The organism is Halosolutus sp. YCN4, from assembly GCF_059736495.1.
This window is the reverse complement of record NZ_JCASSM010000002.1, coordinates 452,213-477,058: the sequence shown is the minus strand read 5'-3', so window position 1 is coordinate 477,058 and position 24,846 is coordinate 452,213. Positions and strand designations below refer to the sequence as shown.

Genomic DNA, 24,846 nt, shown 5'->3' with positions numbered 1-24,846 from the left:
TCTACTCTCGATCGAGTTCCGTGAGCGTCGTCACCGTCGATCGGATCGTCACCGGCGCGACGTCCGCGACCTCGGCGGCGTCGGCCTGGGTCACCGACGACCACGCCTCGCGTTCGGTGGCGGCCCGGTAGAGACAGGCCGCCGCGACGCCGCTGGGATTGCGACCGCCGATCGCGCGGGCCTCGAGCAGCGTGGCGACGTGGTCGCGGGCCCGGCGTTCGACGGGCGCTTCGAGGTCGAGTTCCGAGGCGTAGCGCGGCAGGTACTGGGCGGGATCGATCGGGCCGGTCGGCAGGCCGAGGTCGCGGTTGAGCGCGTCGTAGGCGGCGGTGAGTTCGTCGGCGTCGGCGCGCGCGACCGTCGTGATCTCGTCGATCGTGCGCGCGATCGATCGCGTCCGGCAGGTCGCGTAGATCGCCGCGGCGGCGAACCCCTCGAGCGATCGACCCTGGAACAGTCCCTCCGATTGCGCCGATTCGAAGAGTGCACACGCCTGTTCGCGGATCGAATCGTCGAGCGAAAGTCGCGCGGCGATGCGTTTGATTTCTGTGAAGCCGTAGGCCTGGTTCCGGTCGGCCTTCGTCGCGATGCGGGCCCGATTGTGTTCCCGCCGGAGGCGCACGATCTGGCGACGTTTCCGGCCGGTGAGCCGCGTCCCGGATCCGAAATCGCTGCCGGTGCCGTACCCGATCTCCGTCGAGAGGCCGCGATCGTGTCGCGACCGGGTCAGCGGCGCACCGGTCCGGCGAGGGTCGGTCCCGTCGTCGTCGAACGAGCGCCACTCGGGCCCGCGATCGATCGCGTCTTCGTCACAGACGAGTCCGCAGTCCTCGCAGACGACCTCCGTCTCGGTGCGTCGAACTCTGCCGTGACACTCGGGACAGGCTTGGGAAGACTCCGAATTCTCCATCGGTAATCAGTGTTCCTCATTCTGATCGATCCTCGTAATCGTATTTAAACTACAGGTTTAGCGCAGAAATAAACCCGCTCTCGACGGCGCAGCGGGACTCACAGAGGCCGGCGAGGCCGTGTGCGGAGAGCGATACATCCGGCCGTGACCGGACGAAGCGGAGAGCGGAGCGATCGGTTCGAGACCGCGCCGTGCACGCGGCCTATCGGCGCTCGGGAACCAGACGGCGGACGACGTCGAGGACGCCGTTCCCGGATTCGTTCGAGTCCTGGCGCTCCTCGAGTTGCAGTTCGTACTGTCCGACGATCGCTTGTCGCCGGCACTCGCTGGCCGCGAGTTCGCGTTCGAGGGCGGCGACCTGGGCGCGCAGGCGGACGCGTTCGATGCGAGAGGCCATCGGGGACGGGGACTCGACGCCCGGGACGTCGATCGACGGGGTCACGGCCGCCGTGGCTACGGGATCGGTGCTGGTTCGGGTCGATTCGCGGGCGCGGGGATCGCCGGATCGTTGCTCGACGGACATGGCAGACTCGGCAACGGAGGGAGCAAAAAAACCCAGTCAGTCGGGCGTCAGACGCCGCAGACGGGCGTCGGACGCACGACGGACGGCGTCGCCGAGCGGTCGCTCCGGATCGATCGGGACCGAACTTACCCCTGCAGGTGCTCGATGACGCCCTCGGTGTCGGCCGGCACCGGTTCGGGATCGCTCCCCGCGGCGGCCGCGGCGTCTGGATCCTTGAGCAGGTGGCCCGTCGTCAGGCAGGCGACCCGTTCGTCGTCGTCGACGATCCCCTGCGCGCGGAGTTTGCGCAGGCCGGCCACGGAGGCCGCGGAGGCGGGTTCGACACCGATCCCCTCCTCGGCGAGGTCGCGTTGGGCGTCGGTGATCTCCGCGTCCGAGACCGCGATCGCGGTGCCGCCGGTCTCGCGGATGCCGGGCAGGGCCTTCGGCGCGTTGACCGGGTTTCCGATCCGGATCGCCGTCGCCCGGGTCTCCACGTCGTCCCAGCGCCGCACCTCGTCGGCCCCGTTCTCAATCGCCTCGACCATCGGGGCCGCGCCCTCGGCCTGCACGCCGGTCAGTTTCGGCACGTCGTCGGCCTCGAGTGCGCCCGCCTGCACGAGTTCGCGGAAGGCCTTGTACAGCGCCGAGGTGTTCCCGGCGTTGCCGACCGGGAGGACGATCCGATCGGGGAACGTGCCGTAGTCGTCGCGGAACGCCTCGAGGATCTCGAGGCCGATCGTCTTCTGGCCCTCCAGTCGGAAGGGGTTCAACGAGTTCAGGAGGTACGCCTCGCCGCGTGCGGCGAGTTCCTGGACGATGTCGAGACAGGCGTCGAAGTTGCCGTCGACCTCGAGAATGCGCGCGCCGTGGAGGCTGGCCTGGGCAATTTTGCCCGCCGCGACCTTGCCCGCGGGCAGGAGCACGAGCGTCTCCATCCCGCCGCGGGAGCCGTAGGCCGCGAGCGCCGCGCTGGTGTTTCCGGTGGAGGCGCAGGCGAGCCGACCGACGCCGAGTTCTTTCGCGACCTTGACGCCGACGGTCATGCCGCGGTCCTTGAACGACCCCGTCGGGTTCATTCCCTCGTGTTTGATCCGCAGCGCTTCGACGCCGACGTCGGCCTCGAGTCGTGGCACCTCGTACAGCGGAGTCGCGCCCTCCTGGGTCGTCACGCCCTCCTCGAACGGGAGCGCGGCGGCGTACCGCCAGACCCCCTCGCCCGCGAAGTCGTCGAAGGTCGGCAGGTCAGCGTACCGCACTTCGAGCAATCCATCACACTCGTCACAGGTGTAGCGAACGTCGTCGAACGGGGCGAACGTCTCGGAGCACTCGATGCACTCGAGCCAGACGCCGTCGTCGGCGTCGACCGGCGGCTTCGGCTGGGTAGCGGCAAGGCTGAGACTCATTGTCGAGCGAGAGGTGGGCGAGGGGCAAAAAGCACGTGGATTCGACGGCTACTCGCCGGTCGTCTCGGATCCGGCCCCGATCTCGCCACCGGACTCGGCCCCAGCCGATCGACCGTCGAACTCGTCGATCACGTCGTGGACCGTTCCCGTCCAGGTGTCGAGCGCCTGATGGAGCGCGGCCTTGGCCTCGGGGAGCGCGACGGCCGTGTACTGGTAGACGTAGCCGCCACCGTCGAGCAAGCGTCGATCCCGGCGAACGAGCCCTCGCTCGTGAAGCGTCGACAGGGCGCGGTTGACCGTGCTCCGATCGCGATCGAGGGCCGTCGCCAGTTCGTCGATCGTGCTCCCCGGCCGGTCGCGAAGCGCGAGGTAGGTCCGCGTTTCGTGGTCCTCGATCCCGAACACGCAACTCATCACCTTCTCGAACGGCGGATTTGAATCCTCCAGTAACTCGTCGAGTCGGTGTCGCGGGTCGCTCGTCATACGTGATCGAATGGCTTCCAAGGCAAAGAACTGTTACTCCGAGTCCGCCGCCGAGTCGCTGGCGTACCCCATGTTCCGGACGCAGGTTCGCATCTCGCGCTCGGTCTCGTGACGGTGCAGGCGCGTCGGCGTGTCGCAGTAGTAGACCGAGCCATCGTACCGCAGGGTCACCTCGTGGTCCGTCCCGAGCGTCGTCGTCGTGACTACGATCCGCCGACCGTCCTGTAACGCGTCTAGAATCGCGTCTTCGTCGAGTTCACCTGCCGTGATTCGAAGAGGATCCGCCATCGAGTCGAACTGGGGCGGCCGATTCAAAGAATCTTCGCGTCCGCACACCGTCCGACCGTTCCACCCCGGACACCTCGCCGTCCGCGAACCCGTCCGTCGCAGTGACTGTGTACACACGATGCCAGACCGGGATACCGCTACACGGACCCATGTGCTACGCACCCCCATGGCATCGGAAGTACGAACGCGAACGGACGAACGGCTCGGAACAGCACTCGAACCCTGGCAGGCGGGGACCGTCGGCGGGATCGTCGGCGCGATCGTCTTCGGCGCGATGATGGCGATCCAGACCCCCGCGGTCCTCGAGATGGCGATCCCGGCGATGTACGGGCTCGAAGGCGGCCTCCTGGGGATGATCGTTCACGTGTCCCACGGCGCCGTCCTCGGCGTCGTCTTCGCGGCCGTGCTCACGGCCATAGGACGGGACCTCGGCCCGATCGGGACCACCGCCGCCGGTGTCGGGTACGGACTGATCGTCTGGGCGATCCTCGCAGTGCTCGTCATGCCGATCTGGCTCTCGGCCGTCGGTTTCCCGATGGCACCCGCCGTGCCGAACGTCGCCGTCGAGAGTCTCGTCGGACACGCCGCGTACGGACTCGTCCTCGGGATCACCTACGCGCTGCTGGCGCGGTAGCATCGAGTCGACGACCCACCGCCCCGATGGTGGGCGAATAATCGATGAAAAAGGGCGTTTGCAACCCCCTGGTCGATAGCCGATACCTCCAGCACCCCCGTTGCTCGCCTACGCCAGGTGCATGGCGATCAGTGCTGCCGGTCCGAGCACCAAGATGAGCGTGGCGAGCAGCAGTCTGAACGACATACTGCCACGCGGTCCTTCGACGGCCCCCTATGTAACTTCGGTTGATAGTCGACTTCGTGAAACAGTCGTTATCAACATTAAATACGGAATTTCGGCACGAAATCGTCCGTTTACCGGCCGCCAACGTGGACCGAGCGGCGGCCGACACGCGATGCCGGCTCCCGCAATCGGCTGCCGGCGATCGATCATCCGGGGATACCGTGACCCAAGACTACTCCAGCAACCAGCTCAACAGCGCCTTCTGGGCGTGGAGGCGGTTCTCGGCCTGGTCGAAGACGACCGATCGATCGCTCTCGATGACGGCGTCGGTGATCTCCTCGCCGCGGTGGGCCGGCAGGCAGTGCATGACCGACGCGTCGGGGGCGTGCTCGAGGAGGTCCGAACAGACCTGGAACCCCTCGAAGTCGTTCATCCGGACGTCGCGTTCGTCCTCCTGGCCCATGCTGATCCAGACGTCGGTGTAGATGATATCGGCGTCCGTGGCGGCGGCGACGGGATCGTGCGTCACCGTCGGATCGCCGCCGAGATCGCGGGCCCGATCGAGCACGTCGTCGTCGATTCCGTACCCCTCGGGCGTGGCGACCGTCAGGTCGATGTCCGTCAGCGCGGCACCCACGGTGAACGACTGGGCGACGTTGTTTCCGTCGCCGATCCAGGCGACCGACACGCCGTCGAACTCGCCTTCCTGTTCGCGGATCGTCAGCAGGTCCGCGAGCGTCTGGCACGGGTGGGCGTCGTCGGTGAGACCGTTGACGATCGGCACCGAGGAGTACTCCGCGAGCACCTGGATGTTCTCGTGTTTGAACACCCGGGCCATCACGGCGTCGACGTACCGCGAGAGCGTCCGCGAGGTGTCTTTCAGCGGCTCGCCGCGACCGAGCTGGATGTCGTCCTCTCCGAGGAAGACGGCGTGGCCGCCGAGCTGGGTCATCCCCGTCTCGAAGGAGACGCGGGTGCGCGTGCTCGGCTTCTGGAAGATCATCCCCAACGTCTGGCCCGCGAGGTCGGCGTGGTCGTCGCCACCCCGCTGGGCGCGTTTGTACGCCGCGGCCCGATCGAGGACGGTCTCGAGTTCGGTCGTCGAGAGGTCGTCGATCTCGAGAAAGTGACGGACGTCACCGGACGACATCACTCGTCACCTCCGCGAAGCGTCGTCGCGACCCGCGTCAGGACGTCGGTGGACCGATCGAACTCCGCGAGCGAGAGCCGTTCGTCCGGCGCGTGATCGAGTTCGGAGTTGCCGGGGCCGTAGGTAGCCATCGGGCAGTCCCACGCGCCGGCGTAGAGGTTCATGTCGCTGGTCCCGGTCTTGCGCAGGAGTCGGGGATCGCCGCCCTCCGCTCGGATCGCCGCGCGGAACGCGCGGGCGACTTCGGTTCGTGGGCTCTCCATGACCGGCGGAATCGGCTCCGCCCAGGAGACGGTCCCGATCTCGAGTTCGGCTTCGGCGGTCTCGCGGACCGATTCGGCGTCGAGCGACGGGGGAATCCGCAACTGGACCTCGAGGGTCGTCTCGACCGAGAGGCCGTCGTCGCTGATCCCGCCGTCGATGTCGACCGGTTTGGCGGTCACGCGCTCGAAGACGGGCGTGTACTCGTCGTGCTCGAACGCGTCCTCGACGCTCGTCCACCAGTCGGTGGCGTGCTGGATCGCGTTCGGCTCGGGCCGGGAGGTGTGACCGGACTCGCTGGTCGCGACGTAGGTGCCCGCGAGGAAGCCGCGGTAGCCCAGCGTGATTCCCGTCGTGGCGCTCGGTTCGCCGTTGACGACCGCCTGGGGTTCGTCGCGATCGACGACCAGGTGACGGGCACCGCGGGAGTTCGTCTCCTCGCCGACGACCCCGACGAAGGAGACGCCCGTGCGAACGGCCGCCGCGGCCATCGCGGCCAGCGGCCCGGTCGCGTCGACGCTGCCCCGACCCCGGAGGACGTCCTCGCCCGTCTCGTCGGCGACGTCCGCATCGACGTCGTCCTCGTCGGCCGATTCCACCTCGACCGGAATCTCGCCGGGGACGGTGTCGATATGGGAGGTTAGCAGGACCGCGTCGTCGGCCGGCGCGCGGACGTTGCCGACGTCGTCGATCCAGGCCTCCCGGCCGTTGGCCGAGAAGAACTCGACGAGGCGCTCGGCGGCCTCCCGTTCCGCTCCCGAGGGCGAGGGGATCGAGACGAGGTCGATCAACAGGTTGCGGGCGTCTTCGGGCGAAACGTCGATCGTGTCGTCCATCGTCACGCTCATGAGTGGGTCTGGGCTTCGGGTGCGATGATCTCGGTCAGCGCGTCGACGATTTGATCCGCCTCGTCCTCGCCGATCACGAGCGGCGGCAACAGGCGGAGAACGGTCCGGCCCGCGGGAAGCGCCAGGATCTGGTGCTCGAGCGCCAGGTCGCGGGCGACGCGGTTCGCACCGCGTTTCAACTCGACGCCGACGAGCAGGCCCTCTCCACGGACCTCGCGGACGTCGTCGCCGAGAGCCGTCTCGAGTTCGTCGACGAGGTAGTCGCCGATCGCGGCAGCGTGGGCGGACCACTCCTCCTCGACCAGCGTCGTAATGGTTGCGTGGACCGCCGCGGAGACGACGGGACCGCCGCTGAACGTCGCGTTGTGCGAGGCCGCGCCGTCAGCGATCCAGTCCGCGACCGCGACCGCACCGACGGGCAGGCCGTTGCCCAGACCCTTGGCCGTCGTGAGCACGTCGGGCGTGACGCCCGCGCCCTCGCAGGCCCACATCTCGCCCGTCCGGCCCATTCCGGTCTGAACCTCGTCGAGGACGAGCGCCGCACCAGCCTGCTCGGTGAGTTCGCGGGCTGTTTCGAGGTAGCCCGCGGGCGGGACGTTGACGCCGCCTTCGCCCTGGATCGGTTCGAGGATCACGGCGGCTGTCTCGTCGTCCACGGCCTCGGCGAGTTCGTCGTCGTCTCCGTACGGGACGAACTCCACGCCGCCGGCCAGGGGCTCGTAGGGCTTCTTGTACTTGTCCTTCCAGGTCGCCGCGAGCGAGCCCATCGTCCGGCCGTGGAACGACCGGGTCGCGGCGACGATCTTCGACTCGCCGGTCGCCGACCGCGCGAACTTCAGCGCGGCCTCGTTGGCCTCGGTGCCGGAGTTGCAGAACCAGGCCCCCTCGAGTCCGTCGGGAGTCGCCGCGACGAGCGCGGCGTAGGCGTCCTCGCGCGACTGGACGGGGTACGAGGAGTCGACGAACGTCAACTCGCCGACCTGCTCCTGTACCGCCTCGACGACAGCGGGGTGGCTGTGGCCCAGCGGCGTGCACGCGTAGCTCGCGCCGGCGTCCAGGTACTCCGTGCCGTCGGCGGTGTAGAGGTACGGCCCCTCGCCGCGCTCGATGCCGATCGGCTTGCCGCCGGAGACGAAGTCGTGATCGCTCATTGGGCCACCTCCTCGCCGTCGTCGGCGATCGCGCCGGGTTCGATCGTCGTCCCGTCGCCCGCGAGTGCGCTCGTGATCGGTTCGTCGGCGTTCGCCGAGGCGACCGTCACCGAGGCCGCACCGCCCTCGAGGGCTTCCTCGGCGGCCATCACCTTCTTCGTCATGAACCCTTCCGCGGCGTCCTCGACCGCCGCGAACTCCGCGGGGGTCGACGCCGACTCGATCTTCGTCGACTCGTCGTCGGGGTCCGCGTAGATCCCCGAGACGTCCGTGAGCACGACCAGGTCGGCCGCGAGCGCGCCGGCGACCGCCGCCGCCGCACGATCGGCGTCGGCGTTGACCGCCGTGTAGCCGCCCTCTCGCGGGCCCTGCCCGCTCGAGTCATTCGCGGAACGTCGTTCCGCGCTCCCCTTCTCGTTGCCGAGCACGGGAACCGAGACGACGGGCGTGTAGCCGCCCGAGAGCATCGTCTCGAGCAGGTCCGCGTTGACCGACTCGATCGTCCCCGAGTGGTCGCCGCGCTTGATCTTCTTCTTGCCGCCTTCCTTCACGCGGACGGCGGACTTGCGTTTCCCCTCGAGCAGCTTGCCGTCGATGCCGGAGAGGCCGACCGCGTTCACGCCCTCGTTCTGGAGCGACTCGACGAGGTCGGTGTTGAGCTTGCCCGGCATCACCATCTTGAAGACGTCCATGGTGCGCTCGTCGGTAAAGCGGCCGACGACGCCGCCGGGGGTCTCGACGTAGGTCGGTTCCTCCCCGAGTTCCTCGAGGGTCTCGTCGACGGCGGTCGACCCGCCGTGGGTGAGTACGACGTCCTCACCGTCGTCGACGAGCGAGGCGACGTCCGCGAGGGCGCCTTCGGGATCGACGGCGCGGGCGCCGCCGATCTTGACCACCACGGTCATCTCAGGGCGCCCCCACGGGGTGCAGCCCCGCGAATTCGAGGCCCGCGGTTTCCTCCAGGCCGAGGGCGATGTTGGCCGCGTGAACCGCCTGGCCGGCCGATCCCTTCATCATGTTGTCGATCGCCGAGAAGACGACGACGCGCTTGTTCTGCGGATCGAGTTCGAAGCCGACCTCGGCGAGGTTGGTCCCGGCGACCGCCTTCGGTTCGGGGTAGCGGTAGACGCCGGAGCCGCCGGCGGCCATGCGGACGAACGGTTCGTCCTCGTAGCAGCCCCGATACGCTTTCCAGAGGTCGCCCTTCGAGACCGGCCCCGAGGGGAAGACGTGGCTCGTCGCGCTGGCACCGCGGACCATGTCCACGGCGTGACAGGTGAACGCGACGCTCGTCCCGAGGAATTGCTCGATCTCGGCCTCGTGGCGGTGGCCCGTCGGCGCGTAGGGACGGACGACGCCCGATCGCTCGGGGTGGCTCGACGCCTCGCCGCCGCCGGCGCCCCCTTCGGAGGAGCCGACCTTGACGTCGACGACGATCCGTTCCCCACCGTCGAGGATGTCGTGCTCGAACAGTGGGTACAAACCCAGAATGGTGGCGGTCGCGTTGCAGCCGCCGCCGGCGATCAGTTCCGCCCCTTCGAGGTTCTCGCGGTTGATCTCGGGAAGCGCGTACTCCGCCTTCTCGAGGTACTCTGGCGCGTCGTGGCCGTCGTACCACTCGTCGTACTGGGCCTCGCTGTCGAGGCGAAAGTCCGCCGAGAGGTCCACGACCGTATCCGCGATTTCGAAGAACTCGTCGACCTGTCCCATGGAGACGCCGTGGGGCGTCGCCGCGAACAGGACGTCGACGCTGTCGAGGTCGTCGGGCTCCGTAAAGCGCAGGTCCGCGCCGCGCAGCGGCGGATGAACCGAACCGACGCTCTTGCCGGCCTTCGATCGGCTGGTGACCTCGGCGATCTCGAAATTGGGGTGGCCCGCGAGCAGACGCAGAAGTTCTCCGCCGGTGAATCCGGAGCCGCCGATGACGGTCGCGGTGAGATTTTCGACACCCTCGTCCGCGCTGACGTCGGTTCCGACGGCCATCAGGCGGTCACCTCCAGCGTTTCGTCCGCCGCGTCGGCGGCCTTCTCCTCGAGCCAGTCGACGACGGTGCCGGCGATGTCGGTGTCGACGGCGCCGTCTAAGGCCTTGAACTCGACCGTGTGGTTGACCTCGTGGACGGTGTACGAATCACCGGTCTCCATGAGGTCCACGCCCAGCAGACCGCCGCCGACGGCGTCGCTCGCCTTCTGGACGAGTTCTCTCGCCTCGTCGTCGAGTTCGAAGACCTCGGTTTCGGCACCCTTGGCCGCGTTCGTGATCCAGTGGTCCGACGAGCGCACCATCGCGGCGATCGGTTCGCCGTCGGTCGCGAGCACGCGGATGTCGCGGCCGGGCTTCTCGACGAATTCCTGGACGTAGAACACCTTGTGCTCGTAGTGGCCGAGGGTGGCCTTGTGTTCGAGGATGGCCTCGGCGGCGTCCGGCGAGTCGATCTTGGCCATCAGGCGGCCCCACGACCCGACGACGGGTTTGAGCACGCAGGGGTAGCCGAACGACTCGATCGCCTCCATCGCGGTCTCTTTGGTGAACGCGACTTTCGTCGCGGGCGTGGGCACGCCCGCCTCCTCGAGCGCGAGGCTGTTCTTCACTTTATCGGCACAGATCTCGGCCGTCTCGTGGCTGTTGACCACGGGGATCCCGTAGGCCTCGAAGAACTTCGTGGCGTACAGGCTGCGGCTCGTGGCGAGACAGCGATCGACGACGATGTCGAGGTCCGCGAACTCCTCGGGCGTCTCCCCGATGTCGAACGTCTGCTTGCGGACGTCGATCTTTTCGACCTCGTGGTCGCGCTCGCGTAGCTCGTTCAGGAGGAGCTTCTCGTCCTTGCGGATCCGGGAGTAGAGGATTCCTACTTGCAAGGTCACTCACCCCAGTCCTCTTCGAGCTCCGGGGCTCGCTCGAGGACTGGCGGCTCGGTGTCGACGACTTCCAGTTCGGCTCCGCAGGTCGTACAGTCAACGATCTCTCCCACTTCCAGGTCGTCGTGCAGGGACACTTCGGCCCCGCACTCGACGCATTCGGTCATTGTACCTCCAACTGGGAGCCGATATCCCTTAAACCCTTCGAACTTAACAGCAAAATTATACGATAGACACTGGCCACTAACGGCGTGAAAGTGCTATTTTCCGGCAGATTTTGTTTGACATATCACGGTTTAGGTAGTTGGTCCCCTCGCGGGGACGGCGGCAGCGAGACCGGTGGTCGCGGCAGTCGGGGTTCCGGACGCGGCCGTTCGGCCTCACACATACCCGTTCACCTCCTCGCGAAGCGCCTCGCGAGACGCCTCGAGCGCCTCGAGCGTGTCGGCGTGGAACGCCTCGTCGGCCGCGATCGCGTCGCGGGCCGCATCGATCTGGTCCGCGACCGCGTCGGGTGCCGGACCGCCCTGCGAGTCTCGACTCGCGACGCTCTCGGCGGGATCGAGCGCGGGCTCGACGGCCGCGAGGTCGACGTACTCGGCGAGCGGTTCGCCGAGCACTTCCTCGGCGGCGGCCTCGATCGCGTCGACGTCGGCGCCGCGCTCGGCGGCGTGAGCCACCAGTTCGTGCGCCGTCCGGAACGGGAGCCCGTTCGCCGCCAGCAGGTCGGCGACGCCGGTCGCCGTCGAGAACCCAGCGCCCGCTTCCGCGGCGAGCGCGTCCCCGTTCCAGTCGGCCGTCGCGATCGCACCCGCGGCGACCTCGCTGGCTTCCGTCACGGCGTCGACGGTCTCCCAGGCGTGGGTCGTCGCCCGCTGGAGGTCGCGATTGTACGCGCGGGGGAGCCCCTTCAGCGTCGCCGTCAGGCCCTGCACCCCGCCGGCCGCGTCGCCCGCGACCGCGCGGACGAGTTCCAGCGTGTCCGGGTTCTTCTTCTGGGGCATGATCGAGGACGTCGAGGAGTAGTCGTCCGCGAGGTCGACGAAGCCGCGGTTCGCGAAGACGATGACGTCCTCCGCGAGCCCCGACAGCGTCGTCGCGTGGGTCGACAGCGCCTGGACCGTCTCGAGCAGGAAGTCCCGGCTCGAGGCGGCGTCCATCGAGTTCTCGACGACTCCCTCGAAGCCGAGCAGGTCGGCCGTGCGCTCGCGATCGATCTCGAACGTCGTCCCCGCGAACGCGGCGCCGCCGAGGGGCGACTCGTTGATCCGATCGTACGCCTCGCACAGGCGGGCCGTGTCGCGGCGGACCGCGCCCTCGTAGGAGCACGCCCAGTGAGCCACCGTGGTGGGCTGGGCGGGCTGGAGGTGCGTGTAGCCGGGCATGATCGTCCCGGTGTGCTCGGCGGCGACCTCGACGAGCGCCTCGCGCAGCGCGATCGTCGTCTCGATCGCGGCGAGCACGTCCTCGCGCAAGCGATACCGGATGCAGGCCGCGACCTCGTCGTTGCGCGAGCGCGCGGTGTGCATCTTCCCGCCGTCGGGGCCGACGCGCTCCACGACGGCCGTCTCGATCGCCTCGTGGACGTCCTCGCCGTCGGGGAGCGAGTCGTGGCCGTCGACCTCGATCGCGTCGAGCGCGGTGAGGATCCGGCCGGCCACCTCGTCGCCGACGATCCCCTGCTCGGCGAGCATGACGACGTGGGCGCGATCGATCTCGAGGTCGGCCTCGAAGATTCGTTCGTCGGCCTCGAGCGAGGAGAGGAAGCTCCGGGCGGGGCCGCCGCTGAAGCGGTCCCGGCGGACGACGCCCTCGTCGCCGCCGTCGGTCCGGACGACGTCATCGGGCCGCGTGTCGCCGTGAGCGCTCTCCTCGGTCATATTCAGGCGTCCTCGCCGTCCGTTTCGCCGCCGTCGGGCGCGAGTTCGACTTCCTCGTCGTCCGCGTCGGACTCGTTCGCGGCGATCGATTCGTTCGCGAGGCGACGCTGGAAGCCGTGGTACTTGGCGACGCCGGTGGCGTCTTCCTGCGTGATCTTCCCGACGGTCTCGGTGTCGAAGGAGGCGTGTTCGGCCGAGTAGGCGGCGTACTCGCTGTCGCGGGCGACCACGCGGGCCTGCCCGCCCTCGAAGCGGATCGTCACCGTGCCGGTGACGCGCTGCTGGGTCTCGTCGATGAAGCCTTCGAGCGCGCCCACGAGGGGCGCGTCGATCAGGCCCTCGTAGCCCTTCTTCGCCCACTTCTGGTCGATCAGCTGCTTGAACTCGCGTTCCTCCTGAGTGAGCACGAGCCCCTCGAGACCCTCGTGGGCGTTGAGCAGCGTCGTCGCGGCCGGGTGCTCGTAGTTCTCGCGAACCTTGAGCCCGAGCATGCGGTCCTCCATCGAGTCCGTGCGGCCGACGCCGTAGGCCCCGGCCACGCCGTTCAGGTGCTCGATGAGTTCGACGGGTTCATACTCGACGCCGTCGACGGCGACGGGATAGCCCTCCTCGAAGGTGATCTCGATCTCCTGGGTGTCGCCGGTCGGGGCTTGCGTCCACGCGTAGATATCTTCGGGCGGAACGTAGCTCGGGTCCTCGAGTTCGTCGCCCTCGACCGAGCGACTCCAGAGGTTGGTGTCGATCGACCAGTCGCCGCCGCTCCCGCCCTCGACGGGCAGGTCCTTCTCCGCGGCGTACTCCTGTTCCCACTCGCGCGTGAGCCCGAGTTCGCGTACGGGGGCGATCACTTCGAGGTCGGAGTCGCGCCAGACGGCCTCGAACCGTAGCTGGTCGTTGCCCTTGCCCGTACAGCCGTGGGCGATACCGGTACAGTCCTGTTCCTGTGCGACCTCGAGAATCGCCTCGGCGATCACCGGGCGTGCGAGCGCGGTCCCGAGCGGGTAGCCCTGGTAGGTCGCGTTCGCGCGAACGCTCTCGAGACAGAGGTCGGCAAATTCCGCTCGCGCGTCGACGACGTAGTGGTCGAGGCCCAGTGCCTCGGCAGTCTCTTCGGCCTCGTCGAACTCCGAGGCCGGCTGTCCGACGTCGACCGTGACGCCGATAACGTCGTCGTATCCGTATTCCTCCTCGAGCAGCGGGACACAGACGGTCGTGTCCAGTCCACCCGAGAACGCGAGTGCAACGCGTGTCATGTCGTATTCGAGTGAAACGGCAGGATAGACTTAAACTCATTGGTTTATGTTTCGAAAATAAAGGATAGAGCGACTGCTAACCGGAAATTCTGCGATCGCTGGAACGTGGGAACGAACCGGAAACGTGGGGAATAGTATAGTACGGGCTCAAAGGCCCGGTCGCGGTCGTCGCGGTCGCGGCAGGACGGTACCGTCGGTATCACGGACGGTGGCCGACGGGCCGACGGAGCGACTCATTGGTGTCACCAAAACGCCCAGCAGTATTAAAACCTACCGGGGTGGCAAATGTTACACACCCGGCGGCCGAGGATCGCGCCGGCATCCCGGCTCGCCCGACTCATACGAGCTGCTGTAACGAGTCGGCGGCGCAACCGCGCCCCCTCTTCAGTTGGGGCGGAACTGACGGACAGCAGTCCGTATCAGGAGGGGGTGTCGTCCTCGGTCGGCAACGAGAGGACGTTCTCCCGGCCGATCCGGAACACCTCGATCTCGTCGTCTTCCCGCAGGCCGCTGACGACCTGGCTCGTCTTGGCCTCGGTCCAGTCCAGTTCCGACACCACTTCCTGCTGTTTGATCCGGCCACCCCGTTCCTCGAGCAGCCGCAGGACCCGCTCCTCGTTGCTGAGCAGTTCCGGGGGTGGGCCGTTCGAATCGTCGGACGCGCCCGGTTCCTCGGCGGCCGACGGCGACGGCCCACCGGCACCAGCCGAACCCTGAATGCGAATCTGCCGATCCCTGATCCACCAGCCCGCAGCACCGACCGACGCGAGCAGGAGGAGGGCACCCGCCACCGCGAGCCACGGCATCGACGGCCCGTCGTCGGTGGCGGCCGGCTCCCCGTCGGTCGTCTCCTGGTTGCCGCCCGTCTCGTTCGGATCCTCGTCCGACTCGTTCGAGTTGTCGGTACCGTTGGCCATCAGTACGACGCGTGGTTGCTCGGACGCGAACTCGGTTTCCCCGCCGTCCCAGGAGATCGACCCATCGTTCGACCCGGTTGGAGACGGGTCCGGTTCGTCGTAGAGTTCGTACTCGTCCGGCCAGCGAAACTGCAGCGTGGTGTCGTCGGGGAGCATGAACCCGGATATCGCGTCGCCGGCCTCGATCCGGTTCAGTTCGACGCGGGCGAACTTCGACCACTCGAACGTGAACGTGACCTGGCCCGTCTCCCGGTCTCGTAACACGGTGCTCTCGTCCGTGCTGACGGAGACGTTCGAGAGGTTCATGTCCCGATCGGTCTGGTTCTCACCGTCCGCGAGGGTCTGGTTCCACCGTTCTTCCTCGGTCGCAGCGTAGGCGTCCGCGTTCTCCTCGACGTCGGTCCGGATCTCGTCCCACTCCTCGTCGGACATGTTCTCGTCATCGATCGCGTATCGGTAGTCGACGGTGAACGCCGCCGACCCGTTCTCCCGGATCTCGACGTCGATGTGTATCTCGTCCGCGTCTTCGAGTTCCCCGCTTTCGGTCGGCTCTTCCTGGATCGCCGGCGTCGTTCCTCCCGCGTCGGCCCCGGTAACGGGTGACGCGATCGGTACTAGCGCGATCGCGAACCCGAGCGCCACGAGCACGCAAAGCAGGGCCCACTGCCCCTTCCCGTCCATTACATGAGGATGACAGAGCCGCCTAAATAGGTCTTTCCGACCACGGTAACGGTGTGTTTTTGAACGTTCACGCTAATGTGAACGTATGTTCGACTCCCGCGGCGAACTCGAGGTCGAAACGCTCCTGAAGATCGTCCTCGGACTGGTTGCCGTCCTGCTCGTCCTGCAGATCCTCCAGAGCCTGATTAGCGGGCTCGCGAGTCTGCTCGGGCCGTTCTTCATGCTCGTCCAGATCGCGATCGCGGTCCTGATCGTCCTCTGGCTGGTCGATCGGATCTGAACCGACCGGGACGCGATTGCGTCGCCGGACCACCAGACTGATACGCCCACCGCTACTACGAAATCCCACGTGTACAGCGTCAACGTTCCGGTCCCCGGCCGCGTTCGCGAACTCGCCGCCGACCTCTACCCCTCGCTGATCGAGTTCGACAGCGTCCGCGAGGAGCACTCGTGTCTGCTGAAGCGACTCGGTGACGCCGACCACGTCGCCCAACTCCAGCACCGCGCCCACCGCGCGCTCGAGGGGGCACCCGCCGTCGAAGCCGAGATCACCGGCATCGATTACTTCGCCGACCCGCCGCTGGGCTCGGCGCCCGTCGTCTACCTCGCGGTCGAGAGCCCCGGTCTCGAACAGATCCACGCCGACCTGACCGACAGCTTCGAGACGATCGAGGGGCTCGAGGGGGGCGACTACGTCCCCCACGTCACGCTGGCCCGCGGCGGCGACGGTGAAACCGCCGCGCGACTCGCCGATCGGGAGATCGACCCGATCCGGTGGACCGTCACCGAACTCGAGTTCTGGGACGGAACCTACAAGTTGCCGGTGAGCCGGGTTCGGCTCCCCGCCTGATCGACCTCGACGATCGACGCATCCGTCACAGCTGACGGCTCACGGTGCCGGCGGGTCGCCCTCGTAGGCGTCGTGATCGGCGTAGAAGTTCAGCATCGCGAACTTCAGTTTCTCGGGATCGATGTCGAGCAGTTCCTCGCGCTCCTCGTGGGGGAAGGTGCCGTTGACGCTGTACTTCCCCAGGTCCGCCTTCGCCTCGCGCGAGTAGCGCCGATCGAGCAGTGCGCGAACGCCGACGTCCTCGGGCGAGCGGATGACCCGGCCGAGCGCCTGCCGCGTCTTGCGGACGGTCGGGATCTCGACGGCGTACCGCCAGCCGGTGTCGGTCCCCTCGAAGGCCGCGTCGTAGGCCTCCTGGACCGCTTCCGCGCGATCGTCGAGGTGCGGGTAGGGAACGCCGACGACCAGCACCGTCTCGGCGTCGTCGCCGTCGAAGCTCACGCCCTCCGCCAGCGTCCCCCACAGCGAGGTACACAGCACGGCGTCGTCGCTCGCGACGAACTCCCGGCGGAGGTCCTCGACGGCGACGCCGGGTTCGTCGAGGTACACCGTCCCGTCGTAGCGGCGTTCGAGTCGATCGGCGTACCGGTTCGCCTCGCTATAGTTCGGGAAAAAGGCGAGCGTGTTGCCGGGCGTCATCCGGACGGCGTCGTGGATCGTCCCGGCGACCGTCTCCTGAACGTCGGGGTCGTCCCGATCGGCGGAGAACAGCGGCGGCGTCTCGACGGCGTAGGTCCGTCGCCGATTTTCGGGAAACTGGAGCCCGTAGGCCATCGTAACGGGGTCCTCGAGGCCCAGCACGTCCTCTGTGACGTCGAACGGCTGGAGCGTGGCGCTCATCAGGACCGTCGCGTACACGTCGTCGAACAGCCGTCCCGTGACCTGCCGCGGGAGACAGGAGTAGAGTTCCGCCCGGCCGTAAACCTCGTCCGTGCCCGCGTCGCGAGTGACCGAGACGACGGGGTAGAGCCCCTCCTTCGAGCCCTCGTTCAGCCACGCACTGACGAACGCCGCCGCCTCGAGGGTCTGACACTCCGTCCGCGTGGCCGTCTCGCCCTCGCGGTAGGCCTCCTCGTACTCCTCGTCGAGGTCCTGGCCGAGGTCCATCGCGGCCTCAAGATCCGCGTCGATCCCCCGTCCAGAGTACTGCTGGAGGAAAGCGAGGGTGAGGTCGTCCCGGCGGCCCTCGTTGGCGATCGGGACGTCCGCCCAGTTCTCGCCGATCGCCTCGCGATCGCCGAAGCCGAACGAGTCCTCGTAGGTCTCGACGAGCGCGTGGTGGAACGCGGAGAGGACGTTCGCCGCGTCCTCGGATCGGGGGTCGTCCGTCTCGGCGAGTTCGTCCAGCGCGGAGTCGAGCGTCCGCTCCGAGCAGGTTCGGGTCGCGTGTTCGCGGGCGGCGTCCTCGACGTTGTGGGCCTCGTCGAAGACGGCGATCACGTCCTCGGGGTCGCGGCCGAGCCACCGGAAGAACTGCTCGCGGATGACGCCGTCTAACAGGTGGTGGTAGTTACAGACGACCAGGTCGACGCCCTCGATTCCCTCCTTTAAGAGTTCGTAGCCGCAGCACTCCTGTCGCTCGGCGTACTCGTAAATCTCGTCGGGCGTGCGAACGTCGTCGAACAGCCAGGCGAAGAAGTCGTCCGTGTCCCCGGTCAGGTTGTTCCGGTAGTAGTCACAGACGTTCTGCTCCTCGAGATCTTCGAGGCGCTCCTCGATCGACTCGAGTTCGTCCATGACGGCACTGCGGGCGTCGGCCGCGCCGCCGTCGCCTTCTTGGCTCTCCGCCAGGAGTTCGCGCTGGCGACGCTCGAGTTGCTCGCGATCGCGTTCGGCGTCGACGATCGCCCGGGTGTTGTCCCGAAGCGCCTGACACTCCTCGTAGCCGACGTCGATGTGACACATCGAGGACTTGCCCTTGAAGACGATCGCCCGAATGTCCTCCTGGCGGGTGATCGCGCGGGCTTCGGCGACGAACTGGCGCATCTGCTGGTGGACGTTGGTCGTGATGACGACCGTCTTGTCCTGCTCGCGGGCGACCTCTAGCGCGGGGACGAGCGACGAGAGGGTCTTGCCGGTCCCGCAGGCCCCCTCGAAGAGGACGTCCTGGCCGCGGACGAGGGCGTTGTGGATGCGGTCCATCGCCTCGCGCTGGTTCTCGTAGGGCTGCTCGTACGGGAAGAACCGCATGTACCCGCCTGTGTCGGACACAGTACGTGATAGGTTCCCGCTCCGATAAAAGGATTCGTCTCGGTTCGGCTATTCTCAGACGTTCCCGGACCACACGATAACAGAGTGAGGACGATCGAGAACTCGCTGCAGCGGTTGAAATCCGTGATTCGAGTACGATCACATCGCGACTACGATCCACGTTCGATCGATCGAATGTGCCAATTGAATGCATTCAACATAGCCGGCGTACGCACGGTACAGCGCCAAATAGGTCGAACGCTTCGCCCCGCATATGGCCATCCCCGGGTACGATTCCGACACAGCTGCGGAGGACACACTCGAGCAGGCGGGTGCGAGCATCGCCGTCGTCGCGGGCGTCGTCCCCGACGAGTTCGGCCTCGCGAAGAGCGCGATCGATCCGCCGATCGACGCGCTCGGAGACCCGGTCGACGTCCGCGGACTCGACGGCCTGAAAGCGATCGAGGCGATCAAGCTCACGCTGGTCTACGACCCCGCGGAACTGCCACCCGGTGCGAGCCCCACGGACGTGGCGGTCGCCGTCGAAACCGGCGGCGCAGAAAACGGGGACGGCGATCGCAACTGGGAGCCCCTCGAGTCGACGGTCGACCTCGAGGAGACGACGGTAACGGCGGTGCTGAACGATACCCCGCCGGGGTCGACGATCGTCGCCGGATACGACGACAGCGACGAGGAGTGACGACAGCCGCGAGGGTCGACAGACGACGGTAAGGGCGAAAACGCGATTCGGTCGAATAGTACACGAGACGGCTACGGCGTCAGGGTTTCGGGTTCGAGGTAGATCTTCTGAATCTGGTCGTCGTGGTCCATCAACGCGAGTTCGATCTCGGTGATGCGCTCGTCGATCGTCTCGGCGTCGAGATCGGGATCGAACCGCACGTCGGCGGTGACGAGCAACTGTTCGGCGCCGAAGTAGACCGTCCGGAAGTCGACGAGTTCGGCGACGCCGTCCCGGTCGGCGACGATCCGTCGAAGTTCGTCCTCGTCGGCCTTCGGGAGGCTCTCGCCGAGGATGAGTCGCTTGTTCTCCCAGGCGAGCGCGAGCGCAAAGCCCATGAGCATGATACCGATGACGAGCGCGGCACCGGCGTCGTACGTCGGGTTCCCGGTCGTCCGGGTGAGGTAGATCCCGAAGAGGGCGATCCCGGCACCGGCGAGCGCGATCGTGTCCTCGGTGAGCGCGGTCAGGATGGTCACGTCGCTGGTCTTGCGGAAGGCCTCCCGGAACGTCTCCCAGCCGTGCTCGTCCATCTGGCGGCTCATCCCCTGGTAGGCCTTCCAGAGCGCGTAGGACTCGAAGGCGATCGCGCCGAGCAACACGGCGTAGTTGACGTACACCGGGTCGAACGTCGCGCCGAGCAGCGTGACGTCCTCGCTGGCCCGGTGGACGCCGCCCTCTCGCAGTGCGCTGTAGCCGTGGCGGGCGCTCTCCCAGCCGGCGATACCGAACAGCATGACGCTCACGAGCAAGCTGTAGAAGAACTGCGCCTTCCCGTGGCCGAACGGGTGGCTCCGGGTGGCCTCCTGTGCACCGTACTTGATTCCAACCAGCAGGAAGATCTGGTTGCCCGTGTCCGAGATCGAGTGGTACGTCTCCGACAGCATCGCGGGGCTCCCGGTGAGCAGGAAGCCGCCGAACTTGAGAATCGCGATCGCGCCGTTGGCGAACAGCGCGGCGAGAACGACGGAGGTGCTACTTGCCATCGGCGACAGATACGCCCAAGGGGGTCAAAAGGTTGGGTGACCGTGACGTCTCGCGCAGAGATCGCGGCCGCCGGAGCGCGCGGTCCCGGAACGAGCGTCGGACAGGCGATCGCCGACCGCAGGTCGAAAGTGTCGTCCTCCTCGCGATCGAACTCACCGCCATGATCGCGATCTTCTCGGACACGCACAGCGAGGGGGGCCATCGGCTCGACGGAGAAGCCCTGACCGCCGCACGGGAGGCCGACACCGTGATCCACGCCGGCGACTTCACCAGTTCGACGGCACTGGCGGCGTTCCAGGAGGAGTGTGACACCCTCTACGCCGTCCACGGCAACGCCGACAGCGCGGCGGTCCGGGACCGGCTGCCCCCTGCGCGGGTCGTCGAAGCGGGCGGCGCTCGATTCGCGGTGACCCACCGACGCGACGGCGGCGCGACCGGACTGGCGATGTTCGGCCGATCGCGGGACGCCGACGTCGTCGTCTCGGGCCACAGCCACCGGCCGACGGTCGTCGAGACGGACGACGTGCTCCTGGTGAACCCGGGCAGTCACGCCCAGCCGCGCGGGAATCGGCCGGGCTTCGCCGTCCTCGAGGAGCGCCCGGCGGACGGGCCCACGGACGACTCGAGGCTCGCGGGCGAACTCCGCGAGCCGGACGGGACAGTTATCGAATCGTTCGAGGTCCGACCGCGGGCGTAGCGACGACAGACGGTGTCGAAAAAGGGGCCGGGAAGAGGGCGAGTATCGTCACGGCGGGATGGCGACGGTATCGAACGAGCGGAAGTGGTGGTATCTCGACACCGGAGGGGACCGTCGCGTCAGCGGGGACCGGGTGGATCAGGTGCCGACGCGACGGCGGTGGGGTGGCCGATCGCGCCGGACCGAGAGTGGGGGGAAGGCGGGTGGAAGGTGATCGGGGACCAGCAGTGGTCTCGAAGTCGTCGGGGGCGACGTTCGAGACGCACGTATGGCTACGTCCCACCGGGCATTATAGTCAGCGTAAGGTGAAAAAACGATTTTAGCGACGAACGCGGCCCCGAAAACGGCGCGTCGTTTCGATCCCGACGAGCGGGCCCAGGCCGCCGTACCGGACCGATCCGTTCACTGTAAAACCCGGCGACGATCGACGTCGAAACGGTTTTGCGCGCCGACAGTGTAGCCGCGTCGTATGCTGGGCTTCATTCCCGACGATCCCGTCATTATCGCGATCGTCCTGATCCTGCTGGCGCTGATCTTCTTCTTGTACCTGCTCATCCGCCGGACCGTGCTGGAGTTCCGGGACGGGATGCGCGGACGGTGAGGGGGTACTGTATCTAGGCAGGCACAGCCAGGCGTCAGACGACCGCCGCCTCGATCCGTTCGAGCGCGCGATCGACGTCCTCGCGCGAAACGTCCCTGTGGGTGCAAAAGCGGATCGTCGACGGCCCCATCGGGTTCGCCAGCACGTCCCGCTCGCGGAGTCGATCGACCACCGTCTCCGTCTCGAGGCCCACCTCCGAGACGTCGGCGAAGACGATGTTCGTCTCGGGTTCCTGAACCGCGACGCCCGGAACGTCCGCGAGGCCGGTCGCGAGTCGACGGGCGTTCTCGTGATCGATCGCGAGGTCGTCGACGTTCTCGAGGGCCCGTAGCCCGGGAGCGGCGACGATCCCGGCCTGTCGCATCCCGCCGCCGAACAGTTTCCGCGTCCGGCGGGCCCGCTCGACGAACTCGCTCGACCCCGCGAGCACGGACCCGATCGGGGCCCCGAGCCCCTTCGAGAGACAGAACATGACGGAGTCGACCGGTGCCGTGATCTCGGTCGCGGGCACGTCCAGCGCCGTCGCCGCGTTGAACAGTCGCGCCCCGTCGAGGTGGACCGGCACGTCCCGATCGTGGGCCGCCTCCGCCGCGGCGGCGATCGCGTCGGGTTCGATCGCGAGGCCGCCGCGGGCGTTGTGGGTGTTCTCGAGACAGAGCAGGCCGGTTCCGGGCCGGTGGAGGTCTTCCTCGACGACGCCCGCCGCCACCTGATCGGGGGTCGGGACGCCCCGATCGGCGTCGAGCATCCGGACCTGCAGGTCGGCGTGCTGGGCGAAGCCGCCGAGTTCGTACTTCACGACGTGGCTCTTGCGGTCGGCCAGCACCTCCTGGCCCCGATCGGTGTGGACCCGCGCCGCGATCTGGTTGCCCATCGTCCCACTGGGCACGTACAGCGCGGCCTCCATCCCGACAGCCTCGGCCGCGCGGGCCTCGAGTTCGGTCACCGTGGGATCCTCGCCGTAGACGTCGTCGCCGACGTCGGCATCGGCGGCCGCCTCGCGCATCGCCTCGTCGGGTTTCGTTACCGTGTCCGATCGCAGATCGATCATGGCGAGAGGTGGTTCCGGCATCGCCCTAACGGTGTCGTTCTTCGGGAATCGAACGCGCGATCGCCGGCGACCGACGCGATCGACCGAAGGGTACAACTGCAACCGATTTATTTTCTGATGTATGGTCCCAGATACTCCCGAGCCCCGCGACGGGTCGGACGGCGACTCGCCGCCACCTCCGGGCGATCCGGGAGGCGCGCCGACGACCGCAGGTGATCCGGACGACTCGTCGCCTCACTCGTTCCCCTGGCACGTCTCTCGCGTCACCGATCGGATCGACGCATTACTGCCGTTCGCGCTGGTGCCATTACTGACCTCCCTGTTCCAGGTCGGGAAGGTCCGGCGGGCGCTCGATCCGGCCAGCGGCGTCTCGATCAACGTCAAGTTCGCCTTCCCGTCGCCGCTCCTCGATCTGTGGACCCTCGTGGATTCACCCGCGCCGTCCGTCTCGCACCGACGGCCCGCCGTCGGCGACGACTCGCAGCCAGGCGGTGATCCGTTCGCCGACCCGACCGGTTCGACCGGCACGACCGGGACCGGCGTCCCCATCGAGACACCACTCGACGGCCTCGGAATCCCCCTCGATAGCGTCGGTCCCGCCGTCGGCGCGTGGATTCTGGTCGCGATTCTCGCGTACGTCGCGATCGCGTCGGTACTCGCGGCGGTCTACGTCGGCGGACTCGATCGACGACTCCGCGGCGAACCGGCGGCGGTCGCGTCGTGCGCCCGCGAGTACGCGCTCCGATTCGGCCTGTACAACCTCCTCGCCTTCGGTGCGATACTGTTGCTCGCGCCGTTCGCGCTGGTCTCGCCGGTCGTGATCGTCCTCGCGCTTCCCGTCGTCGTCGTGATCGGCTACCTCTTCTACGCCGCACCGTTCCTGTTCGTCGTCGCGGATGCACCGTTCGTCGAGGCGTTCCGCCGGTCGTACGGGTTCGCGGTGAGCGGGGGTGCGTACCTCACGTTCGGCCTCTCGCACGTCGCCGTCGCGGTCCTGTCGTCGATCGTCCTCTCCCTGCTAGTCAGTGCCGGCCCCGGCGGCTTTCTGTTCGCACTGACCCTCGCAGTACCGCTCTCGCTGGTGTTGACCGCCGCGACGGTGTCGTTCCTGCGGGACCTGGTCGAGTCGACACCGAACGCGGCGCAGTGACGGCACACCATCCCGACGCGATCGACCGTGACATTTCGATTCGAAAATGGTATGACTGCGGTGGCAGAATTTGCGACACATGGACCCGCGCATCCGCGAACACGCCGAGATCATCGCCAACCACTCGGTCGACCTCGAGGAGGGGGACAACGTCGTCGTCGACGCCCATCCCGTCGCCGAGGACCTTGTCGTCGCGCTCCACGAGGTGATCGGCGATCGAGGGGCGAACCCGATCACGACGAGCCAGCGCACCGGGAAACGCCAGCAGCGGGCGTATCTCCGCGCCGGGGACGACGAGTACGAGACGCCCGAGCACGAACTCGCGCTCATCGAGAACACGGACGTCTACATCGCCATCCGCGCGACGGACAACGTCACCCAGACCAGCGACGTCGATCCCGAGACCCAGTCGGCCTACCAGCAGGCCCAGCGGCCGATCCTGGAAGAACGGCTCTCGAAGCGCTGGTGTCTCACGCAGTTCCCCGCGCCGGCGAACGCCCAGCTCGCGGAGATGAGCACGGAGGGGTACGAGAACTTCGTCTGGGACGCCGTCAACAAGGACTGGGACGCCCAGCGCGAGCACCAGGAGCACATGGTCGACCTCATGGACCCCGCGGAGGAGATCCGCATCAAGAGCGGCGACACGACCGACGTGACGATGTCGATCGACGGCAACCCGACGATCAACGACCACGGAGAGCACAACCTCCCCGGCGGCGAGGTCTTCACCGCGCCCCAGCCCGACAGCGTCGAGGGCGAGGTGTTGTTCGACATGCCGCTGTACCACCAGGGCCGGGAGATCACCGACGTCTACCTCGAGTTCGAGGGCGGCGAGGTCGTCCAGCACTCGGCGGCGAAGAACGAGGACGTCCTGACCGAAGTCCTGAACACGGACGACGGAGCCCGCCGACTGGGCGAACTGGGGATCGGGATGAACCGCGACATCGACCAGTTCACCTACAACATGCTGTTCGACGAGAAGATGGGCGACACCGTCCACATGGCCGTCGGCCGGGCCTACGACGATACTGTCGGCGAGGGCAACGAGGCAAACGACTCCGCCGTCCACGTCGACATGATCGTCGACATGAGCGACGATTCGTTCATCGAGGTCGACGGCGAGGTCGTCCAGCGCGATGGGACCTTTAGGTTCGAGGACGGATTCGAAGAGTAGCGACGGTTTGCGAACGG

General features: G+C 67.4%; 26 protein-coding genes. 8 read left to right on the top strand and 18 right to left on the bottom strand.

What is annotated here, in order from left to right; translation table 11 throughout:
* Nucleotide 1: 1 nt before the first annotated feature.
* From AC6I6X_RS08555 to AC6I6X_RS08535, 5 genes are all read right to left on the bottom strand, one after another.
* Nucleotides 2–910: a transcription initiation factor IIB gene (locus AC6I6X_RS08555; RefSeq protein WP_497930100.1), complete on the bottom strand. Its 909-nt coding sequence runs from the start codon at nt 908–910 to the stop codon at nt 2–4.
* 202 nt (nt 911–1,112) lie between these two features.
* A complete protein-coding gene (locus tag AC6I6X_RS08550) occupies nt 1,113–1,433 on the bottom strand; it encodes a hypothetical protein (protein WP_497930099.1) in 321 nt (106 codons plus the stop codon).
* A gap of 125 nt (nt 1,434–1,558) precedes the next feature.
* Entirely contained in the window at nt 1,559–2,818 is a 1,260-nt protein-coding gene (gene thrC, locus AC6I6X_RS08545) for a threonine synthase (protein WP_497930098.1), read from the bottom strand.
* Between the two features lie 48 nt (nt 2,819–2,866).
* The gene (locus AC6I6X_RS08540) at nt 2,867–3,301 is read right to left on the bottom strand and encodes a helix-turn-helix domain-containing protein (protein ID WP_497930097.1); all 435 of its coding nucleotides are present in this window, start codon (nt 3,299–3,301) and stop codon (nt 2,867–2,869) included.
* A 33-nt stretch (nt 3,302–3,334) separates the two neighbouring features.
* Complete coding sequence (locus tag AC6I6X_RS08535; RefSeq protein WP_497930096.1) at nt 3,335–3,589, bottom strand: DUF8001 family protein; 255 nt, start codon at nt 3,587–3,589, stop codon at nt 3,335–3,337.
* Between the two features lie 166 nt (nt 3,590–3,755).
* Here AC6I6X_RS08535 and AC6I6X_RS08530 point away from each other — a divergent pair, with 166 nt between their 5' ends.
* A complete protein-coding gene (locus tag AC6I6X_RS08530; RefSeq protein WP_497930095.1) occupies nt 3,756–4,223 on the top strand; it encodes a histidine kinase in 468 nt (155 codons plus the stop codon).
* A 397-nt stretch (nt 4,224–4,620) separates the two neighbouring features.
* Here the strand turns inward: AC6I6X_RS08530 and argF are convergent, their stop codons facing one another.
* The 10 genes from argF to AC6I6X_RS08480 form a co-directional block, all read right to left on the bottom strand.
* Nucleotides 4,621–5,538, bottom strand: a complete 918-nt coding sequence (gene argF / locus AC6I6X_RS08525) for an ornithine carbamoyltransferase (RefSeq protein WP_497930094.1) — start codon at nt 5,536–5,538, stop codon at nt 4,621–4,623.
* Nucleotides 5,538–6,647: a [LysW]-lysine hydrolase gene (locus AC6I6X_RS08520; protein WP_497930093.1), complete on the bottom strand. Its 1,110-nt coding sequence runs from the start codon at nt 6,645–6,647 to the stop codon at nt 5,538–5,540. Before AC6I6X_RS08520 ends, argF begins: the two co-directional genes overlap by 1 nt.
* Nucleotides 6,644–7,798 carry an aspartate aminotransferase family protein gene (locus tag AC6I6X_RS08515; RefSeq protein WP_497930092.1) on the bottom strand — a complete coding sequence of 385 codons (1,155 nt, stop codon included), beginning with the start codon at nt 7,796–7,798 and terminating at the stop codon, nt 6,644–6,646. The genes AC6I6X_RS08520 and AC6I6X_RS08515 overlap by 4 nt, the downstream gene beginning before the upstream one ends.
* A complete protein-coding gene (locus tag AC6I6X_RS08510; protein WP_497930091.1) occupies nt 7,795–8,703 on the bottom strand; it encodes an acetylglutamate/acetylaminoadipate kinase in 909 nt (302 codons plus the stop codon). The genes AC6I6X_RS08515 and AC6I6X_RS08510 overlap by 4 nt, the downstream gene beginning before the upstream one ends.
* A gap of 1 nt (nt 8,704) precedes the next feature.
* Entirely contained in the window at nt 8,705–9,781 is a 1,077-nt protein-coding gene (argC, locus tag AC6I6X_RS08505; protein WP_497930090.1) for an N-acetyl-gamma-glutamyl-phosphate reductase, read from the bottom strand.
* Entirely contained in the window at nt 9,781–10,665 is an 885-nt protein-coding gene (gene lysX / locus AC6I6X_RS08500) for a lysine biosynthesis protein LysX (protein ID WP_497930089.1), read from the bottom strand. Before lysX ends, argC begins: the two co-directional genes overlap by 1 nt.
* A complete protein-coding gene (gene lysW / locus AC6I6X_RS08495; RefSeq protein ID WP_005554620.1) occupies nt 10,662–10,826 on the bottom strand; it encodes a lysine biosynthesis protein LysW in 165 nt (54 codons plus the stop codon). The genes lysX and lysW overlap by 4 nt, the downstream gene beginning before the upstream one ends.
* 213 nt (nt 10,827–11,039) lie before the next feature.
* Nucleotides 11,040–12,539 carry an argininosuccinate lyase gene (argH, locus tag AC6I6X_RS08490; RefSeq protein ID WP_497930088.1) on the bottom strand — a complete coding sequence of 500 codons (1,500 nt, stop codon included), beginning with the start codon at nt 12,537–12,539 and terminating at the stop codon, nt 11,040–11,042.
* Nucleotides 12,540–12,541: 2 nt separating this feature from the next.
* Nucleotides 12,542–13,792, bottom strand: coding sequence for an argininosuccinate synthase (locus AC6I6X_RS08485; protein WP_497930087.1), 1,251 nt, complete (start codon nt 13,790–13,792; stop codon nt 12,542–12,544).
* Between the two features lie 419 nt (nt 13,793–14,211).
* Nucleotides 14,212–15,390 (bottom strand): helix-turn-helix transcriptional regulator, encoded by a 1,179-nt coding sequence (locus tag AC6I6X_RS08480; RefSeq protein ID WP_497930086.1) that lies wholly within the window; start codon nt 15,388–15,390, stop codon nt 14,212–14,214.
* 85 nt (nt 15,391–15,475) lie between these two features.
* On the opposite strand from AC6I6X_RS08480, the gene AC6I6X_RS08475 reads away from it, so the two are divergent.
* Together AC6I6X_RS08475 and AC6I6X_RS08470 are read left to right on the top strand one after the other, a co-directional pair.
* Nucleotides 15,476–15,670, top strand: a complete 195-nt coding sequence (locus AC6I6X_RS08475; RefSeq protein ID WP_497930085.1) for a DUF7554 family protein — start codon at nt 15,476–15,478, stop codon at nt 15,668–15,670.
* Between the two features lie 69 nt (nt 15,671–15,739).
* Complete coding sequence (locus AC6I6X_RS08470) at nt 15,740–16,240, top strand: 2'-5' RNA ligase family protein (RefSeq protein WP_497930084.1); 501 nt, start codon at nt 15,740–15,742, stop codon at nt 16,238–16,240.
* 39 nt (nt 16,241–16,279) lie between these two features.
* Here the strand turns inward: AC6I6X_RS08470 and AC6I6X_RS08465 are convergent, their stop codons facing one another.
* Nucleotides 16,280–18,451, bottom strand: a complete 2,172-nt coding sequence (locus AC6I6X_RS08465; protein WP_497930083.1) for an ATP-dependent DNA helicase — start codon at nt 18,449–18,451, stop codon at nt 16,280–16,282.
* A gap of 253 nt (nt 18,452–18,704) precedes the next feature.
* Here AC6I6X_RS08465 and AC6I6X_RS08460 point away from each other — a divergent pair, with 253 nt between their 5' ends.
* Complete coding sequence (locus AC6I6X_RS08460; protein WP_497930082.1) at nt 18,705–19,130, top strand: hypothetical protein; 426 nt, start codon at nt 18,705–18,707, stop codon at nt 19,128–19,130.
* 71 nt (nt 19,131–19,201) lie between these two features.
* Here AC6I6X_RS08460 and AC6I6X_RS08455 read toward each other — a convergent pair whose 3' ends face one another.
* The gene (locus tag AC6I6X_RS08455; protein ID WP_497930081.1) at nt 19,202–20,155 is read right to left on the bottom strand and encodes a cation diffusion facilitator family transporter; all 954 of its coding nucleotides are present in this window, start codon (nt 20,153–20,155) and stop codon (nt 19,202–19,204) included.
* Nucleotides 20,156–20,316: 161 nt separating this feature from the next.
* Here AC6I6X_RS08455 and AC6I6X_RS08450 point away from each other — a divergent pair, with 161 nt between their 5' ends.
* The gene (locus AC6I6X_RS08450) at nt 20,317–20,853 is read left to right on the top strand and encodes a metallophosphoesterase (RefSeq protein WP_497930496.1); all 537 of its coding nucleotides are present in this window, start codon (nt 20,317–20,319) and stop codon (nt 20,851–20,853) included.
* 469 nt (nt 20,854–21,322) lie between these two features.
* Nucleotides 21,323–21,454, top strand: a complete 132-nt coding sequence (locus AC6I6X_RS08445) for a DUF7859 family protein (RefSeq protein WP_265339095.1) — start codon at nt 21,323–21,325, stop codon at nt 21,452–21,454.
* A 34-nt stretch (nt 21,455–21,488) separates the two neighbouring features.
* On the opposite strand, the gene AC6I6X_RS08440 is transcribed toward AC6I6X_RS08445, so the two are convergent.
* Nucleotides 21,489–22,505, bottom strand: a complete 1,017-nt coding sequence (locus AC6I6X_RS08440) for a threonine aldolase family protein (protein WP_497930080.1) — start codon at nt 22,503–22,505, stop codon at nt 21,489–21,491.
* 121 nt (nt 22,506–22,626) lie between these two features.
* On the opposite strand from AC6I6X_RS08440, the gene AC6I6X_RS08435 reads away from it, so the two are divergent.
* Both AC6I6X_RS08435 and AC6I6X_RS08430 read left to right on the top strand, forming a co-directional pair.
* Nucleotides 22,627–23,655 carry a hypothetical protein gene (locus AC6I6X_RS08435; protein WP_497930079.1) on the top strand — a complete coding sequence of 343 codons (1,029 nt, stop codon included), beginning with the start codon at nt 22,627–22,629 and terminating at the stop codon, nt 23,653–23,655.
* Between the two features lie 79 nt (nt 23,656–23,734).
* Nucleotides 23,735–24,829 (top strand): aminopeptidase, encoded by a 1,095-nt coding sequence (locus tag AC6I6X_RS08430; protein ID WP_497930078.1) that lies wholly within the window; start codon nt 23,735–23,737, stop codon nt 24,827–24,829.
* Nucleotides 24,830–24,846: the final 17 nt, after the last annotated feature.

Excerpts from the sequence above, each read along its gene's own strand:
- AC6I6X_RS08555 (WP_497930100.1), bottom strand. The coding sequence starts at position 910 with ATGGAGAATTCGGAGTCTTCCCAAGCCTGTCCCGAGTGTCACGGCAGA.
- AC6I6X_RS08550 (WP_497930099.1), bottom strand. The coding sequence starts at position 1,433 with ATGTCCGTCGAGCAACGATCCGGCGATCCCCGCGCCCGCGAATCGACC.
- thrC (WP_497930098.1), bottom strand. The coding sequence starts at position 2,818 with ATGAGTCTCAGCCTTGCCGCTACCCAGCCGAAGCCGCCGGTCGACGCC.
- AC6I6X_RS08540 (WP_497930097.1), bottom strand. The coding sequence starts at position 3,301 with ATGACGAGCGACCCGCGACACCGACTCGACGAGTTACTGGAGGATTCA.
- AC6I6X_RS08535 (WP_497930096.1), bottom strand. The coding sequence starts at position 3,589 with ATGGCGGATCCTCTTCGAATCACGGCAGGTGAACTCGACGAAGACGCG.
- AC6I6X_RS08530 (WP_497930095.1), top strand. The coding sequence starts at position 3,756 with ATGGCATCGGAAGTACGAACGCGAACGGACGAACGGCTCGGAACAGCA.
- argF (WP_497930094.1), bottom strand. The coding sequence starts at position 5,538 with ATGTCGTCCGGTGACGTCCGTCACTTTCTCGAGATCGACGACCTCTCG.
- AC6I6X_RS08520 (WP_497930093.1), bottom strand. The coding sequence starts at position 6,647 with ATGAGCGTGACGATGGACGACACGATCGACGTTTCGCCCGAAGACGCC.
- AC6I6X_RS08515 (WP_497930092.1), bottom strand. The coding sequence starts at position 7,798 with ATGAGCGATCACGACTTCGTCTCCGGCGGCAAGCCGATCGGCATCGAG.
- AC6I6X_RS08510 (WP_497930091.1), bottom strand. The coding sequence starts at position 8,703 with ATGACCGTGGTGGTCAAGATCGGCGGCGCCCGCGCCGTCGATCCCGAA.
- argC (WP_497930090.1), bottom strand. The coding sequence starts at position 9,781 with ATGGCCGTCGGAACCGACGTCAGCGCGGACGAGGGTGTCGAAAATCTC.
- lysW (WP_005554620.1), bottom strand. The coding sequence starts at position 10,826 with ATGACCGAATGCGTCGAGTGCGGGGCCGAAGTGTCCCTGCACGACGAC.
- argH (WP_497930088.1), bottom strand. The coding sequence starts at position 12,539 with ATGACCGAGGAGAGCGCTCACGGCGACACGCGGCCCGATGACGTCGTC.
- AC6I6X_RS08485 (WP_497930087.1), bottom strand. The coding sequence starts at position 13,792 with ATGACACGCGTTGCACTCGCGTTCTCGGGTGGACTGGACACGACCGTC.
- AC6I6X_RS08480 (WP_497930086.1), bottom strand. The coding sequence starts at position 15,390 with ATGGACGGGAAGGGGCAGTGGGCCCTGCTTTGCGTGCTCGTGGCGCTC.
- AC6I6X_RS08475 (WP_497930085.1), top strand. The coding sequence starts at position 15,476 with ATGTTCGACTCCCGCGGCGAACTCGAGGTCGAAACGCTCCTGAAGATC.
- AC6I6X_RS08460 (WP_497930082.1), top strand. The coding sequence starts at position 18,705 with ATGGCCATCCCCGGGTACGATTCCGACACAGCTGCGGAGGACACACTC.
- AC6I6X_RS08455 (WP_497930081.1), bottom strand. The coding sequence starts at position 20,155 with ATGGCAAGTAGCACCTCCGTCGTTCTCGCCGCGCTGTTCGCCAACGGC.
- AC6I6X_RS08450 (WP_497930496.1), top strand. The coding sequence starts at position 20,317 with ATGATCGCGATCTTCTCGGACACGCACAGCGAGGGGGGCCATCGGCTC.
- AC6I6X_RS08445 (WP_265339095.1), top strand. The coding sequence starts at position 21,323 with ATGCTGGGCTTCATTCCCGACGATCCCGTCATTATCGCGATCGTCCTG.
- AC6I6X_RS08440 (WP_497930080.1), bottom strand. The coding sequence starts at position 22,505 with ATGATCGATCTGCGATCGGACACGGTAACGAAACCCGACGAGGCGATG.
- AC6I6X_RS08435 (WP_497930079.1), top strand. The coding sequence starts at position 22,627 with ATGGTCCCAGATACTCCCGAGCCCCGCGACGGGTCGGACGGCGACTCG.
- AC6I6X_RS08430 (WP_497930078.1), top strand. The coding sequence starts at position 23,735 with ATGGACCCGCGCATCCGCGAACACGCCGAGATCATCGCCAACCACTCG.